Annotated in this window: 14 protein-coding genes; 9 read left to right on the forward strand and 5 right to left on the reverse strand. The window is 70.9% G+C overall.

Annotation, left to right across the window (positions count from 1 at the left end; translation table 11 throughout):
- The first annotated feature begins 65 nt into the window (after positions 1 to 65).
- The 7 genes from ABT023_RS00175 (at position 66) to ABT023_RS00205 (ending at position 7,322) form a co-directional block, all read left to right on the forward strand.
- Entirely contained in the window at positions 66 to 1,115 is a 1,050-nt protein-coding gene (locus ABT023_RS00175) for a glycoside hydrolase family 26 protein (protein WP_350880022.1), read from the forward strand.
- Between the two features lie 231 nt (positions 1,116 to 1,346).
- Positions 1,347 to 3,422 carry a hypothetical protein gene (locus ABT023_RS00180; protein WP_350880024.1) on the forward strand — a complete coding sequence of 692 codons (2,076 nt, stop codon included), beginning with the start codon at positions 1,347 to 1,349 and terminating at the stop codon, positions 3,420 to 3,422.
- A 115-nt stretch (positions 3,423 to 3,537) separates the two neighbouring features.
- Complete coding sequence (locus ABT023_RS00185) at positions 3,538 to 3,987, forward strand: NUDIX hydrolase (protein ID WP_350880025.1); 450 nt, start codon at positions 3,538 to 3,540, stop codon at positions 3,985 to 3,987.
- Positions 3,984 to 4,754 carry a hypothetical protein gene (locus ABT023_RS00190; RefSeq protein WP_350880027.1) on the forward strand — a complete coding sequence of 257 codons (771 nt, stop codon included), beginning with the start codon at positions 3,984 to 3,986 and terminating at the stop codon, positions 4,752 to 4,754. Before ABT023_RS00185 ends, ABT023_RS00190 begins: the two co-directional genes overlap by 4 nt.
- An 81-nt stretch (positions 4,755 to 4,835) precedes the next feature.
- Positions 4,836 to 5,567, forward strand: a complete 732-nt coding sequence (locus ABT023_RS00195; RefSeq protein WP_350880029.1) for a phosphocholine cytidylyltransferase family protein — start codon at positions 4,836 to 4,838, stop codon at positions 5,565 to 5,567.
- The gene (locus ABT023_RS00200; RefSeq protein WP_350880031.1) at positions 5,555 to 6,622 is read left to right on the forward strand and encodes an iron-containing alcohol dehydrogenase family protein; all 1,068 of its coding nucleotides are present in this window, start codon (positions 5,555 to 5,557) and stop codon (positions 6,620 to 6,622) included. Before ABT023_RS00195 ends, ABT023_RS00200 begins: the two co-directional genes overlap by 13 nt.
- Complete coding sequence (locus ABT023_RS00205; RefSeq protein WP_350880033.1) at positions 6,597 to 7,322, forward strand: CDP-alcohol phosphatidyltransferase family protein; 726 nt, start codon at positions 6,597 to 6,599, stop codon at positions 7,320 to 7,322. The genes ABT023_RS00200 and ABT023_RS00205 overlap by 26 nt, the downstream gene beginning before the upstream one ends.
- Positions 7,323 to 7,544: 222 nt before the next feature.
- Here ABT023_RS00205 and ABT023_RS00210 read toward each other — a convergent pair whose 3' ends face one another.
- Complete coding sequence (locus ABT023_RS00210; protein ID WP_350880035.1) at positions 7,545 to 8,018, reverse strand: hypothetical protein; 474 nt, start codon at positions 8,016 to 8,018, stop codon at positions 7,545 to 7,547.
- 224 nt (positions 8,019 to 8,242) lie between these two features.
- On the opposite strand from ABT023_RS00210, the gene ABT023_RS00215 reads away from it, so the two are divergent.
- Positions 8,243 to 9,256 (forward strand): ArsR/SmtB family transcription factor, encoded by a 1,014-nt coding sequence (locus ABT023_RS00215; RefSeq protein ID WP_350880037.1) that lies wholly within the window; start codon positions 8,243 to 8,245, stop codon positions 9,254 to 9,256.
- A gap of 140 nt (positions 9,257 to 9,396) precedes the next feature.
- Here ABT023_RS00215 and ABT023_RS00220 read toward each other — a convergent pair whose 3' ends face one another.
- From ABT023_RS00220 to ABT023_RS00230, 3 genes are read right to left on the reverse strand one after another with little or no spacing between them, the layout of a single operon-like run.
- Entirely contained in the window at positions 9,397 to 10,854 is a 1,458-nt protein-coding gene (locus tag ABT023_RS00220; protein ID WP_350880039.1) for a tetratricopeptide repeat protein, read from the reverse strand.
- Positions 10,844 to 13,102: a CHAT domain-containing protein gene (locus ABT023_RS00225; protein ID WP_350880041.1), complete on the reverse strand. Its 2,259-nt coding sequence runs from the start codon at positions 13,100 to 13,102 to the stop codon at positions 10,844 to 10,846. Before ABT023_RS00225 ends, ABT023_RS00220 begins: the two co-directional genes overlap by 11 nt.
- Before the next feature lie 28 nt (positions 13,103 to 13,130).
- Positions 13,131 to 13,460 (reverse strand): effector-associated constant component EACC1, encoded by a 330-nt coding sequence (locus ABT023_RS00230; protein WP_350880043.1) that lies wholly within the window; start codon positions 13,458 to 13,460, stop codon positions 13,131 to 13,133.
- 290 nt (positions 13,461 to 13,750) lie between these two features.
- On the opposite strand from ABT023_RS00230, the gene ABT023_RS00235 reads away from it, so the two are divergent.
- Positions 13,751 to 14,875: a tetratricopeptide repeat protein gene (locus tag ABT023_RS00235; RefSeq protein ID WP_350880044.1), complete on the forward strand. Its 1,125-nt coding sequence runs from the start codon at positions 13,751 to 13,753 to the stop codon at positions 14,873 to 14,875.
- Positions 14,876 to 15,000: 125 nt separating this feature from the next.
- Here ABT023_RS00235 and ABT023_RS00240 read toward each other — a convergent pair whose 3' ends face one another.
- On the reverse strand, positions 15,001 to 15,351 hold the full coding sequence (locus ABT023_RS00240) for a hypothetical protein (RefSeq protein ID WP_350880045.1): 351 nt from the start codon (positions 15,349 to 15,351) through the stop codon (positions 15,001 to 15,003).
- Positions 15,352 to 15,361 lie beyond the last annotated feature (10 nt).

Here is a 15,361-nt window from a genome sequence, read left to right on the forward strand (position 1 = left end):
GCCTGTCCATCGAACGTCCGCCATCGGCACGCCGGTGGCCTCAGCACGGGGAAGGTACGGCAACGATGAAGCGGTTCCAGACGGCGGCGGTGCTCCTGCTCGGATCGGCGCTGGCCGTGTCGGCGTGTTCCGAGCCGGCTCCGGAATTCGTGCCGCCACCGGCCACGCCGACCGGCACCGCGCCGGCCGCGAGCCCCCGCGCGGCGGACGGCCTGAGCACCACCGGGCGCGGCCCCGAACTGCCCGGGGAGGGCGTCTGGCTGGGCGCCTGGGTGAAGCCGGACTGGCAGACCCCGGAGGGCCGGGTCGAGGCGCTGACCGCGTTCGCGGACCAGACCCGCGGCAAGGTCGTCCTGGCGCACATGTTCCACGACTGGGAGGACGACTTCCCCGGCCCCACCGAGCACGCGTTCCAGGCGGCCGGGAAGCTCCAGATGATCTCCTGGTCCGGCGCCGACACCCGGTCCATCCGGGACGGGGTGTACGACCAGCTGATCCGGCAGCGGGCCGAGAAGATCAAGCAGTTCGGGGTGCCGCTGCTGCTGCGCTGGCGGTGGGAGATGGACCGCCCCAACCTGACCCAGAGCGTGCACTCCCCGGAGGACTACGTCGCCGCCTGGAAGCGGATCCGGGGCATCTTCACCGAGGTGGGAGCCACCAACGCCGGCTTCGTCTGGTGTCCGCACGTGCAGGGTTTCGTCGACAAGAAGCGCGACGCCGCCGCGTACTACCCGGGCGACGACCAGGTCGACTGGCTCTGCACCGACGTGTACCCGGGCAAGGAGTTCGACGGCTTCGCCGAGCAGATGGACACCTTCATGGCGTTCGCCGCCAAGCACCCCCGGCCGGTGATGATCGGCGAGTTCGGGGTGACGTACCCGGGCGGGCCCGGCCAGCGCGCCGCCTGGCTGAACGAGGCCCGCGACTACGTCAAGCAGCACCCGCAGATCAAGGCGGTGGTCTACTTCGCCGCGAAGCAGACCACGAAGCCCGTGTACGACAGCACGTTCAACGATGACCCGGAGGGGCTGGCCGCGTACCGGGAGCTGACCGCCGACCCGTGGTTCGCCGCACCGCCCCCGCCGGTCCCGGCGCACGGCCCACGTACCCGGTGACCCCGGCCTCCCCGGCGACCGGCCCGCCGGTGAAGGCCGCGTCGATCCGATGACGGACACAACGGGCACCCCGGGGTAGACGCCGTGCGCCGCATGCGCCATCGTGTGCTGAGACTCCGTGTTCCCGGTCGTCGCCTCCCCGACCGGGGATCACCAGCATCACCCGACCGGCCAGGCCGGTCGGGTGGAGGCATCCGCATCGTTTTCTCCGCCGTTCATTCGGAGTTGCCCGTGGCCCGTTTTCCCGCGCTCAGCCGCCGACCACTGGCGGTCCTGACCGCCGCCGCACTCGCCGTCACCGGCGGCGTCGTCGCCAACCCCGCGCCCGCCGGCGCCGGCCACGCCACAGTGGTGGGCGCGGTCCCGTCCGGCCCCACGCCGGACGTCGTGGACGGCACCGTCTTCGCCATCCACGACGCCGGGAGCAAGGTCGTCGTCGGCGGCTCGTTCACCGGGGTGGAGAACCGCGGCTCGGACGTGAAGATCCCGCGCAAGTTCGTGCTGTCCTTCGACAAGGCCACCGGCAACGTGGACACCGCGTTCGCCCCCGTGGTCGACGGCGAGGTGCTGGACGTCCTCGCCGGCCCCACCGCCGGCACGGTCTACCTCGCCGGCAATTTCAACACCGTCAACGGGACGAACCGCCGCAAGCTCGCCCTGGTCAACCTGTCCGACGGCAGCCTGGTCGCGAGCTTCCCCAACCTGGCGTTCAACGGCCTCGTCAACGACGTCGCCAAGGTCGGCAGCCGGCTGCTGGTGGGCGGCACCTTCACCACCGCCGCCACCAAGCCGCGTGGTGGGCTCGTCTCGCTCAACGCCACCACCGGCGTCGTGGACGACTACCTGACCGCCACGCTGACCGAGCACCACAACTACGACGGGATCAGCGGCGCGAGCGCGGGCGTCGGGGCCGAGAAGCTGGCGGTCTCGCCCGACGGCTCCCAGCTCGTGGTGATCGGCAACTTCAAGAAGGCCAACGGGGTGCTGCACGACCAGGTGGTCCGGCTCACCCTCGGCGCCGCCACGGCGACCGTCTCGGGCTGGAACACCAACCGCTACGAGCCGCGCTGCAACGCGAAGGCGTTCGACTCGTACGTGCGGGACGTCAGCTTCTCGCCGGACGGCCGCTACTTCGTCGTCGCCACCACCGGCAGCCCGTACAGCGGGACGCTCTGCGACGCGGTCGCCCGCTGGGAGACCTCCTCCACCGGTACGGCCGTCGAGCCGACCTGGGTCAACTACAGCGGCGGCGACACGTTCCTCTCCGTCGGCATCACCGAGCAGGCGGTCTACGTCGGCGGCCACTTCCGCTGGGTGAACAACAGCTCCGCCACCAACTCGGCGTACCCGGGCGCCGTCGCCCGGCCCAGCATCGCCGCGCTCGACCCGCTCAGCGGCCTGCCGCTGACCTGGAACCCGGGCCGGCACCCACGCGGCTACGGCGTGGCCGAGTTGCTGGTCACCCCGCAGGGCCTGTGGCTCGGCTCCGACCAGGAATGGATCGGCAACTTCAAGTACCGCCGGGGGCGGATCGCGTTCTTCCCGCTCACCGGCGGCGCGGTCCCGCACTCCACCGCCACCACCACCCTGACGGGCAACGTCTACTTCGCCGGGGTCGGCGCGGCGAACACGATGCGCACCCGGGCCTACGACGGCCTCCGTGGGGTCAGCCTCTCCGCGCCGGTCCCCAGCCCCGACGGCACCGCGTGGTCGGCGGTCCGGGGAGCCTTCTGGGTGGGCGGCACCCTCTTCTACGGGGTGAACGGCGCGCTGTGGCGACGGACCTTCGACGGTGCCACCTTCGGCACGCCCAAGTTGGTCGACCCGTACCACGACCCGCTGTGGGACAACGTGGTGACCGACTCCGGGCCGGAGGGCCAGAAGTACGCCGGCAGCACGGTGAACTTCTACCCGGAGCTCCCGAACGTGACCGGCGCGTTCTACACCAACGGCCGGCTCTACTACACGCTGACCGGCCAGAGCGGCCTGTTCTGGCGCTGGTTCAGCCCGGACAGCGGCACCGTGGGCGCGGACAAGTTCACCGTGGCCGGCGCGACCGGCTTCGCCGACGCCGGTGGGATGTTCGTCTCCGGATCCAGCATCTACCTGGTCAGCCGCACCACCGGCAACCTCTCGTCGGCAAGCTGGGTCAACGGGGCGCCGACGGGTGGCTGGACGACGCGCAGCGGCCCCCAGGTCGACGTGATCGACTGGCGGGCCGCGGCCGTCTTCACCGGCCCTGACAGCCCGACACCGCTGCCGACGAAGCGGAGTCCGGTCAAGCGGACGCCCAGGCAGAGCCGCTGACCCGTGCCCGACGGCCCGGCCCCCGCGCGGGGGCCGGGCCGTCGGCGTTCCCACCGGTGGCGTCCCTGGTCACCAGGCATCGCCCTACACGGCGTCGGCTCGCTACTGTCGACGGGTGTCCACCGAGCCTCTCCGCTGCGCCGGCGCCCTGATCGTCGACGACGACGGCCGCCTCTTCATCCAGCGCCGGTCCCCGCACCGGGTCCTGTTCCCCGACACCTGGGACATCGTCGGCGGCCACCTGGAACCGGGCGAGGGGGTGGAGGACGCGCTGCGCCGGGAGGTCACCGAGGAGACCGGCTGGACCGTGTCGCACGTCCTCGGCCCGGTCGGCGAGTACCGCTGGACCGGCGCCGACGGGCTGGACCGGGTCGAGACCGACTTCCTGGTCCGGGTCGACGGTGACCTGAGCCGGCCCCGGTTGGAAGAGGGCAAGCACACCGAGTTCCGCTGGCTGGCCGAGCGGGACGTCGCCCTGCTGGACGAGCACCGCGACGTCAACGACGGGCTGATCCGGCGGATCGCCGAGGACGCCTTCGCGGCCCTGCACTCGATCGGTCTGTGAGCGACGACGTCGAGCTCGCGCCGCACCGGTTCGCCGGGCTGATCGCCCCGGCGGTGGATCGGGTCTTCGTCGCCGGAATCCTCGCCGGCCGCGACGGGGGCGGCGCGGAGCTGAGCCAGCGGTACGGCGGGCCGGCGGCCACCGGCTTCCTGATCGAGTTCCGCACCCGGCTGGCCGCGCCGGGCGGGACCGTCGACCCGGCGGGCTTCGCCGCCGTGACCCGGTACCGGGACCCGGGGTCCTGCCAGCGGGCGCTGGACAAGCAGGTCGCCTACGGCATGCTGCACCGCCGCCCCGACGGATGCTTCTCCGCGACGGAACGCGGGCAGGCCTTCCTCACCGAGATCTACCAGGTGCACGCCGAGGTGACCGAGGAGCTGTGGATCGGGCACGACGACCGGGTGGTCCGGCTGGTCGAGGCGCTCGGCCGGCTGCTCACGTACGCGATGGTCGCCGCCGAGGAGGAGCCGGGCTCGGCCGGCGACGCGTTCGCCGTGATGGCGCCCCCGCACGAGCCGGACGGCGCCTCGCCGGGGGTGCTGCTGCTCAACCGGCTCGGCACGCTGCGCTACCACCGGGCCGACGCGCACGAGGCGGCGTGGACGGCGGCCGGGCACACCGCGCTCAGCATCACCGAGCTGCCGGCCGGCCCGGAACGGCTGGCCATCGAGCAGGAGACGGACCGGCGGGCGGCGGGCCCGTACGCGGTGCTGACCGCCGACGAGCGGCTGGCCGTGCTCGCGGACCTGGCCGCGCTGCCGGGGTGAACTCCCGGTTGACGTCGGGCGTGTTCCGCCCCGGCGCTATCCTCCACCGATGACCCGGAGTCGTACGAGGGAGGCGGTCGCATGATCGGGATGGTGCTCGCGGCCGGTGCGGGGCGTCGACTGCGCCCGTACACCGACACCCTGCCCAAGGCGCTGGTGCCGGTGGACGGTGAGACCACCATCCTGGACATCGCGCTGCGCAACCTCGCCGAGGTCGGGCTGACCGAGGTGGTGATCGTCGTCGGGTACGCCGCGGACGCGGTCGTCTCCCGTCAGGCGGAGCTGGAGAAGCGCCACGGCGTCACGATCAGCCTCGTGCACAACGACAAGGCCGAGGAGTGGAACAACGCGTACTCGCTCTGGCTGGCCCGGGAGCACTTCGCCCGGGGCGTCCTGCTGGTCAACGGCGACACCGTGCACCCGGTGAGCGTGGAGAAGACCCTGCTGGCCGAGCGCGGCCCGGGCATCCTGCTCGCGGTGGACACCATCAAGGCGCTGGCCGAGGAGGAGATGAAGACCACCTTCGACGCCGCCGGCCAGCTCACCCGGATCACCAAGCTGATGGACCCGGGCGAGGCGTACGGGGAGTACATCGGCGCGACGCTGATCGAGCCGCAGGTGGCCGACGCGCTCGCCGACGCCCTGGAGACGACCTGGCGGCGGGACCCGAACCTCTACTACGAGGACGGCTACCAGGAGTTCGCCGAGCGGGGCGGGGAGGTGCGGGCGGCGCCGATCGGCGACGTCTCGTGGGTCGAGGTCGACAACCACGCCGACCTGGCCCGGGCGCGGGAGATCGCGTGCCGCTGCTAGCCCGCACGGTCCTCACCCCGCTGCACATCGACGTGCGGCGGGGCGCGGTGGCGGACCTGGCCGCGATCCTGGCCGACGGGCGGATCTCCTCCGGCGGCGACGTGGCGGTGGTGGTGGGGCCGGGCCAGGGCACGCAGATCGCCGAGCTGATCCGGCCGTCGCTGCGCTCGGCGGACGTGTTCACCGTGGCCGGCGGCACCCTCGACGCCGCCGACGACCTCGGCGGGAAGCTGCGCGCCCGGTCGTACGACGCGGTGGTGGGCATCGGCGGCGGCAAGACCATCGACGTGGCGAAGTACGCGGCCACCCGGCGCGGCCTGCCCATGGTCACGGTGGCGACGAGCCTGGCCAACGACGGCATCGCCTCCCCGGTGGCCTCGCTGATCACCGACGGGATCAAGGGCTCCTACGGGGTGCACATCCCGATCGCGGTCATCATCGACCTGGACTTCGTGGAGGCCGGGCCGGAGCGGCACAACCGGGCGGGCATCGGCGACGTAGTGAGCAACATCAGCGCGCTGGCCGACTGGGAGCTGGCCCGCCAGGTCCGGGGGGAGCCGGTCGACGGCCTGGCCGCCTCGCTGGCCCGGGCGGGCGCCGAGGCGGTCCTCAACCACCCCGGCGACATGACCGACGACGCGTTCGTCACCGTGCTCGCCGAGGCGCTGATCTCCAGCGGCCTGGCGATGGCGATCTGCGGCACCAGCCGCCCGTCCAGCGGCGGCTGCCACGAGATCATGCACGCGGTGGACGCGCTCTTCCCGGGCACCGCCTCGCACGGCGAGCTGGCCGGGCTGGGCGCGCTGTTCTGCACCTGGCTGCGGGGAGACCTGCGCCGGTTCCGGGAGATGTCGGCCTGCCTGGCCCGGCACGGCCTGCCCCGGCTGCCGGCCGACGTGGGGCTCAGCGACGACCAGTTCGTGGAGGCGGTGCAGTTCGCGCCCCGGACCCGGCCGGACCGGTACACCATCCTGGAGCACCTGGCGATGTCGCCTTCCGAGACGCGGGAGCGGCTGGCAGACTACGCCGGTGCACTCCGCGACCACCTTGACTGATTCGTCCCGCCCCTCCGTAGCCGACTTCCACCGGGTCAACCGGGGCGGCGGCCTGTTCAGCGAGTCGGTCAGCCAGTGGCTGGGCGCGGTGTTCGCGCTGGTCGCCCAGCGGCTCGGGCTGCGACCGACCGCGCTGACCATCGCCAACCTGGTGCTCGGCCTGGCCACGTCGGTGACGGTGGTGGCGCTCGCCGACCGGGTCGCCGCCGGGAGCGTGCCGGCGTGGGTGGTCGGGTTGGTCGCGCTGGTCGGCTGGCAGGTCGCGTACGCCCTGGACTGCGCCGACGGGCAGCTCGCCCGGGTGACGGGGCAGGGCAGCGCGGCCGGCGCGCGGGTGGACGTGCTCTGCGACGTGGCCGCCCAGATCGCCCTGGTGGCCGCCCTGTCCGCCACGGCCGTGGCGCAGCGCCCGGAGACGCCGTCCTGGCTGGTCGCCGTCTTCGCGGGCACCTGGATGGTCAATCTGGTGACGTCGGTGATGCAGGCCGGCCCGAACGCGGCCAGCATGGTCACCTCGACCTCGCTGCCGGTGCGGCTGGCGAAGCTGGTCCGCGACTACGGCGCGGTGATCTTCGTGGCCGGGCTGGTGCTGGCGTTCGCCCCGGCCCTGGTGTTCTGGGTGATCGTGGCGTTCACGGTGGTAAACGGCGGCTTCCTGCTGGCCAGCATCGCCTTCTCGGCCCGCGCCTCGCTGCGCTGACCCGCAGGGGCCTGTCTCGTCACATCCGGCTGCCAGCCTTGATCGATCACTCAAAGAGTGACGTGCCCCGGCTCCGAAGATGGGAGCCGGGGCACGTCACTGCCTCATCGCTCGTGTGTCCGGTGCCCGAGCCCCGTCCCTATGGGCCGGGTCATCGGTCCGTCAGGGGCACTCGCCGTCGCACGCCCGCCGCTTCGGGGCGCAGACCCCTTCAGCATTGTCTCAGGGCATCACCGTATGCCAGTTCTTCTCGCAGTGGATGATCTTCCCGGCCGAGTTCGCGTGGCAGGCTCGGGAGTTCAGGTTCCCGATCGGATACGAGCTGTAGAAGTACGCCCTGGCCGTGCCGGCGCCGTTGGTGGAGCAGTCCAGCACGGGGACGGTGCGGAAGTGCCAGTGGTCACTTTGCCATCCGCCGTGCGTGTAGGCGATCTCGATGGTCCCGCAGTAGCCGTCGGTGGCGGTGTCCTCCACGTACGCCTGGATCGCGGAATATTCGCCGGAGGTGGTCCACTCGTCCACCTCTTGATACACGCCGCCAACACTGCTGCGCGTGTCCCCAGCGTATTTGTACCCGTTGCCGCCTGGGGAACTGGTGTCGTAGTACCAGTCGTCGGTGCTGTGTGCGCTTGCCGCACTGGGGACGGCGATCACCAGGCCCAGCACCGCAATGAGCACGAGCGAAATGCGTTTCACGGCTCTCTTCTCGTGCCTGCCCGGTCCGGCGGTGAACAGCAGTCTGGCGAGTCTCCGTACCATGGGGGGTTCCCTTCTCTGGAGCGAGAAACGGTCGTCGTTGCTGAAACCACCATCGGACCGTCGGGTATCGGCTGTCACCTTGCTTCGGTCTGAGCCGAAAGGCCACCATCGATGGGCGTTCGAGGAGAGTCGGCGCTGGTTCTGAATTGGAAGGGTCACGGGTGGTCTACCGGATTCACTTCACGGCAGAGGACCTGGGACGCACCCGGGTGATGGGGTCGCCGTCGCCGCTGGTGGAGACCATGCGGGTGGTCCGTGGGTTGTGGAAGCCCTCGTTGATGCGGCATGTCCCCTGGACCGGGCCGGTGGTTCCACGTCTGCCGGCCGAAACCCGCTTGGTCTTCGATCTGGCGCCGGCTCGTGGCTACTCGCCGAACTTCCTGTCCCTGGCACGGCTCGGCGGCGCGCAGGAGTGCCTGGAGCAGGTCCGGTCCACACCCCGGTCGCTGATCCGCCGGGAGATGACGCGCTTCGCCGAGGAACGGCCGGTGCCGGGCTGGGCACGCCGACTCGACGACGACCCGCAGGCCCTCCAACGCCTCGCTGATGCCCTCGGCCAGCTACACACCACGCTGATCGCCCCATACTGGGACCAGGTGACCGCCTGGATCGCCGCCGACCGGGCCGCCCGGGCCCGGGACCTGGTCGACCACGGGATCGACCACCTGTTACGCCATCTGGGTCCGCCGCAGATCCGCTGGAACCCGCCCGTCCTGGAGATCCACACCGGGCTCACCGGCGAGCTGCATCTCAGCGGCCGCGGGCTGCTGCTGATTCCCTCGGTGTTCGGCTCCGGCAGGCCCAGCCTCGACTGCGACGCCGAACCCCAACCCTGGCTGAGCTTTCCCATCCCCCACAACGGGCAGCGCTTTCCCGACCCGATCACGCCAGCGGAGTCGGCAGCGGCACCGCGGCAGATGGTCGCGCTGCTGGGCCGTACCCGCGCGACCGTCCTGCACGTCATCGCCCAGCAGCCCGGTTGCACCACCGGTGAACTTGCCGCCACCGCCCGCATCAGCGCCAGCAGCGCCAGCGAACACGCCACCGTGCTCCGGAGCGCCGGACTCATCACCACCACCCGCCGCAGGCAGAGCGTCCTCCACGTCCTCACCCCGACCGGCCGGTCCCTCCTCGGCACCGGCCAGTCCGGCGCTGCCTCGGCTGGCCGGTGGTGAACCACACCGCAGCGAGGACGAGCAGGAACTGGCCGAGAGGCTAAACACCAGTCGTCCGCCTCGCCCCGCCTCGTTGATCATGAAGTGATCGCCATGAGGTCGCCTTCTCCGCCCGCGCCTCCCTGCGCTGACAGCCGTCATCACGACCCCCCGGGCGGTTCGGATCCGTGGTCTTCCGCGCGTTGTCGGCGGAGTTGTTCGAGGACGGCGGTGTCGGCGTCGAGGTCGGGGCGGTCGACCTGGCGGTCGAGGTCGACAACATGTTCGAGTTCCTGGATCGCCAGGTCGAGGTCACCTTCCGCCCGGTGGACCATCGCGATGTTGTGCCGGGTGACAGCTTCGCCGACCCGGTCGCCGACCTCCCGCCGGATAAGGAGCGCATGGTCGTAGAAGCCGAGAGCCCGCCGCCGATCCCCCAACCCGACGTGCACGGACCCGATGTTGTTCAGGGTGACAGCTTCGGCGGCCCGGTCGCCGACCTCCCGCAAGATGGGCAGCGCCTGATCGTAGAAGCCGAGAGCCCGCCGCCGATCCCCCAACGTGTCGTACACGTGGCCGATGTTGTTCAGGGTGGCGGCTTCGCCGGCCCGGTCGCCGACCTCCCGCGCGATGGGCAGCGCCTGGTGGTAGAAGTCGAGAGCCCGCTGCCGGTCACCCAACCCGGAATACACGAGACCGAGGTTGTTGAGGGTGGCGGCTTCGCCGGCCCGGTCGCCGACCTCCCGCCGGATAAGGAGCGCCTGATCGTAGAAGCCGAGAGCCCGCCGCCGATCCCCAAACCTGTCGTGCACACCCCCGATGTTGTTGAGGGTGGCGGCTTCGCCGGCCCGGTCACCGACCTCCCGCACGATGGGCAGCGCCTGATCGTAGAAGCCGAGAGCCCGCCGCCAGTCACCCAACCCGGAATACACGAGACCGATGTTGCTGAGGGTGGCGGCTTCGCCGGCCCGGTCGCCGACCTCCCGCCGGATAAGGAGCGCCTGATCGTAGAAGCCGAGAGCCCGCCGCCGATCCCCCAACCCGGAGTACACGAGACCGATGTTGGTAAGGGTGGCGGCTTCGCCGGCCCGGTCGCCGACCTCCCGCAGAATGGGGAGCGCCCGGTCGTAGAAGCCGAGAGCCCGCCGCCGATCCCCCAACCCGGAGTACACGAGACCGATGTTGGTGAGGGTGGTGGCTTCGCCGGTCCGGTCGCCGACCTCCCGCCAGATGGGCAGCGCCCGGTCGTAGAAGCCGAGAGCCCGCCGCCAGTCCCCCAACCTGCCGTGCACGTGGCCGATGTTGTTGAGGGTGGCGGCTTCGTTGCCGTGGTCGCCGGACTGCTGGTACATGGTCAGGGCCCGGTGGAAGTCCTTCAGCGCCGGCCGGGGCTGGCCGGTCGCCGACCGTGCCCAGCCACGGTGGTAGAGGGCGCTGGCGTCCGGGCCCAGGGTCAGGGTCGCGGTGGCCATGGCCTCGACGGCGGCGAACCGGGAGGTACGCAGCCACACCTGGCACACCCGGGCACCGGTGTCCCGGGCGATCGCCGCCTGCCGACCGGCGACAGCGAGCCGGTGCACCTCGACCCACCGGACGAGGGTCAGGGGGTCAGTGGCCATCGGGGGCGGTGGGGTCGAGGACCCAGAGTCGGTGGAGGGACTGTGCGGCGGCAGCGCATGCCTGGGTGTGTTCGTCGTCGGTGATCAGGGGGCGGACGAGGGGGTGCAGGACGTTGGAGACGTAGTAGCGGGGCTGTCGGGTTTCGGGGTCGGTGCCCTCTTCGAGCAGGCCCAGTTGAACGGCCCGCTGGATGTGCCGGGCGGCGTCGGGGTGTTGGTGCAGGGCGTGGACGGTGGCGGTAGGTACGGGTAGTTCGACGACGTTGATTCTGGCGAGCATGCGGCGGAGTTCGAGGGGCTGGGAGTCGAGCAGATTGTCGGCCAGGACGGTCTCGCGGCGGAACCGGTCGGTTTCGTTCTCGATGGCGGTGAGCAGGCCGTCGATGTCGAGGGTGGGATCATCGACGATCCGGTTGAGCCAGTCGAGCAGGCGGGGGTTGCCCGCCGCAGCCTCGATCGCCCGGTCCCGGATGGTCAGGTCGATCGTGGATCCGGGGCGCAGGTTCGCCAGGTTCGCGATCTTCTTGTCCTGCTCGACGGGGGTGAGGGTCTCCAGGCCCTCGACGGCGACGGTGGTGCCGGCCGGGGCGGGGAAGCGGTAGCGGCTGGTGATGATGACGCGGCTCGGGCTTCCGGTGTCGCGGATGGCGGTGAGCAGGGCGGGCAGGATGTCGGCCATCGCCGGGGCGAGCACATGGCTGCCGTCTTCGCGCTGGTCGAGGTTGCCGGTTTCGAAGTCGTCGAACACGAACAGGCAGGGTGTCCCGCCGAGCGGCCCGTCGACGTCGAGCAGGTACCGCAGCCGGATCGGGAGGGGAACCTGTTCGTTGTCGAGGAGTTTGTTGGCCTCGCTGGTCTGGTCGACACTGTCGAAGCGGATCTTGCTGGTCAGCTCGCGGAACTTGATGGCGTCGACCTGGCCGTACCAGACGGCGTGCTGGTGGGTGGGCATGCGTTCCAGGAGCCGGGAGGCGAGGCTACTCTTGCCTAGCCCGCCCATGCCGGCCAGCAGCAGGCCCTGCGCCGCACCGGGGGTGTCGGCGGGTTGCCTGAGGGTGCGCAGGCAGCGCTGGATGAGCCGACGCCGGCCGACGAACTCGGCGCGGGACGCGACCCGGGACAGTTGGGTCTGTGGGTCCAGGAACTGCTGGTCGGCGGCGCGTACCTGCGACCTTCTGCGGCCTTTGGTGTGCAACGGCGTGACCATGGGTGCCAGCGGGGACCGGTCGGCGTAGACCCGGAGCAGATGCCAGTAGCTGCTCTTCTTGTCGAGGAACAGGTGGCGGCGGGCCTCGATGACGGCCTGGTCCAGCGACCGGCCGTCGGCCAGGGCCCGGTAGAGAGCGGCGGCGAAATCGGTGGCGGAGACGTCCCCGACCGGCAGCGCCCAGCCGAGCACTGCGGGGGCACCAGCCTGGACCAGGCTTTCGCTCATCGATGGGAACACGCCGCCGTCAGGGGCGTCCGCGGTCAGGCAGCCGGAGACGAACACCAGCCTCGGCCAGTGTCCCTGCATCGCCTGGGCGATCTGATCGGCCGTCGCCCTGGCGGTCGCGCCGAACTCGTCTTCCACCACGAAGACCGGCTCGCCGCCGTCGGTGGTGGCGTGCCCGCTCAGGTGCAGCACGTCGAAGTGGCCGGCCCCGTAGTCGCGGCTGAGGAACCGGAGCCCTTCCAGCGTGCCGCTCTCCTCGACCACCAGATCGGTGCCGGTCCGTCGCGTCGCCGCCAGGATCGCAGCCTCCTCGGCCTCGAAGTTGAGCTCCGGCTCGACACCTTCGGGGGAGGCTGCCATGAACAGCACCCGTAACGGCCGGTTGCCCGGCGTGACCGGGCTGGTCAGCGCCGCGTGGGTGCCGACTGCACGGACCGGCAACAGCGGCGCCCGCCCGGCCACGGTCAGGAACGTGCCCTGCTGGGCGAGTAGTTCCCAGGGCAGGTGCCGCAGCCGCTGCTCGGCGGTGATCCGCAGCACCGCCCCGTCGGGACGGGCCAGGATCGGGGTCAGCCACCGCTGATCGCCGTCGAGGAACTCCGCCAGCCGCGCCCCCAGCTCAGCCAGCCGGACCGCGCCGTACACCTTCTGCGCGCCGGCGTCACTGCTGTAGTCACGCCGCACCAGCGTGATCAGCTCATCGACCGCGGCCCGGTCCAGACCACGCGTCCGGGGCGGCTCGCCATCGGCGGACAACCGCAGCTCGTAGTAGTTCGAGGTCTGCGCGAAGACCTCCAGTTCGAAGGTGGTCATCTGCCCATCCCGTTTTGGTGGCCGGTGATCAGTGCTGCCCGGTGCCGTCCTGCCGCATGGCGATCTCCAGCCGCGCCTGGCTGCCCTCGGCCAGCTCGATCCGGGTGCCGTCAGGCAGCAGCACCGTGACCGCAGCACCGTCCCGGCGGCGGGAACTCCACCACTCGGTGATCGTCTTGGCCACCTCGACCCCGGAGAACACCAGCCCGATGACCGCGATCACCATCTCTGCCGACCGGTGCACCTGCACCGGCGACACACTGTCGTTCGGCCCCACGGCCGCGGCCAACACAGCCCGCAGCTCCGCGGCCCACCGCGCGGCCTGAGCCCCGGAAACCTCCACTGTGGCGCTGCTCATCGCCCACACCCTCCCCTGATGTGCCCGGTCAAGCCGGCCCAGGACCGCCCGCGTCCGGGCCAGGCGATCGACGGCGAACCATGGCGGCCACTGTACGTTTCATTCGGGTACCGGGCCCGGTCGGTAGACCAGGCTCATGTGACGAGTTTCCGACTCACTGACCGCATCCCGGCCATCGTGGGAAGAACAATGACGACCAACGCACCCGCCCCACACCGGTGCCGTGGTCCGGCCCTCGGCAAGCGCCGAGTCGGCAGCCGGAGCAGCAGGAAGAACGAGGTGGCTCGGGCATGGAGGATCCAGAACCGTCGCGACCGCGTCCCCTCAGCCTCGCCGCGACGGCCACCGTCACCCGACACGTGGAGGTGCATCGGCTCGCTGTCGCCGGTCGGCAGGCGGCGATCGCCCGGGACACCGGCGCCCGGCTGTGCCAGGTGTGGCTGCGTACCTCCCGGTTCGCCGCCGTCGAGGCCATGGCCACCGCGACCCTGACCCTGGGCCCGGACGCCAGCGCCCTCTATCAGCGTGGCTGGGCACGGTCGTCGACCGGCCAGCCCCGGCCGGCGCTGGAGGACTTCCACCGGGCCCTGACCATGTACCAGCAGGCCGGCGACCACGGCAACGAAGCCGCCACCCTCAGCAACATCGGCCACGTGCACGACAGGTTGGGGGACCGGCGGCGGGCTCTCGGCTTCTACCACCAGGCGCTGCCCATCTTGCGGGAGGTCGGCGACCGGGCCGGCGAAGCCGCCACCCTCAACAACATCGGCCACGTGCACGACGGGTTGGGAGACCGGCAGCAGGCTCTCGACTTCTACCACCAGGCGCTCCCCATCCGGCGGGAGGTCGGCAACCGGGCCGGCGAAGCCGCCACCCTCAACAACATCGGGCTCGTGCACGACAGGTTGGGAGACCGGCAGCAGGCTCTCGACTACTACCACCAAGCGCTCCCCATCATGCGGGAGGTCGGCGACCGGGCCGGCGAAGCCACCACCCTGAACAACATCGGAGGTGTGCACGCCGGGTTGGGGGATCGGCGGCGGGCTCTCGGCTTCTACGACCAGGCGCTTCCCATTCTGCGGGAGGTCGGCGACCGGGCCGGCGAAGCCGCCACCCTCAACAACATCGGCCTCGTTCACGTCGGGTTGGGAGACCGGCGGCGGGCTCTCGACTTCTACCACCAGGCGCTCCCCATCATGCGGGAGGTCGGCGATCGGGCCGGCGAAGCTGTCACCCGGTACAACATCGCGATGGTCCACCGGGCGGGCGGTGACCTCGACCAGGCGATCCAGGAACTCGAACACGTCGTCGACCTCGACCGCCAGGTCGACCACCCCGACCTCGACGCCGACACCGCCGTACTCGAACAACTCCGCCGACAACGCGCGGAAAGACCAGGGATCCACATGAGATAGGTCCGCCAGATCAATCTGATGGGCCCATCAGAGACAGACCTAGACCTGTCCCACGTACGGGAGGGAACGGATCCCGCGTCTGCGGTGCGGAGGGAACGTCAACCGCACATCGTCGCGGGAGTTCTTCAAACCGCGCCGGCAGGCATACGTGCCGAGAGCCGCAGGTCGATGTTGACACCGGCAGCGCCGCTCGGGTCGTGGACCTGCAACCGGACCTCCAAGCTCACCGCCGTTTCACCCCATCCTTGCGCCTCGATGTTGAGGTGGGCGATCTTCTGCGATTTCAGACGAGGCAGGTATCCCAGGGGCGCCAGCTCGACCTTGTCGGATCCCAGAGCGTTCATCTTGGACCGCTTCTTACTGTCCGGGTTCTCGGCCAGGTTGCGGAAGTCTTCGGTACCTCCCAGGTTGACCTGATAGGAGCTGACCAGGGTCAAACCGCGCTCCTCCAGCAGCCGCAGCAGGGCTTTGTGCACGACGGAGGTG

The sequence above is a fragment of the Micromonospora sp. NPDC002296 genome (assembly GCF_040296145.1).
Classification (GTDB): Bacteria; Actinomycetota; Actinomycetes; order Mycobacteriales; family Micromonosporaceae; genus Micromonospora.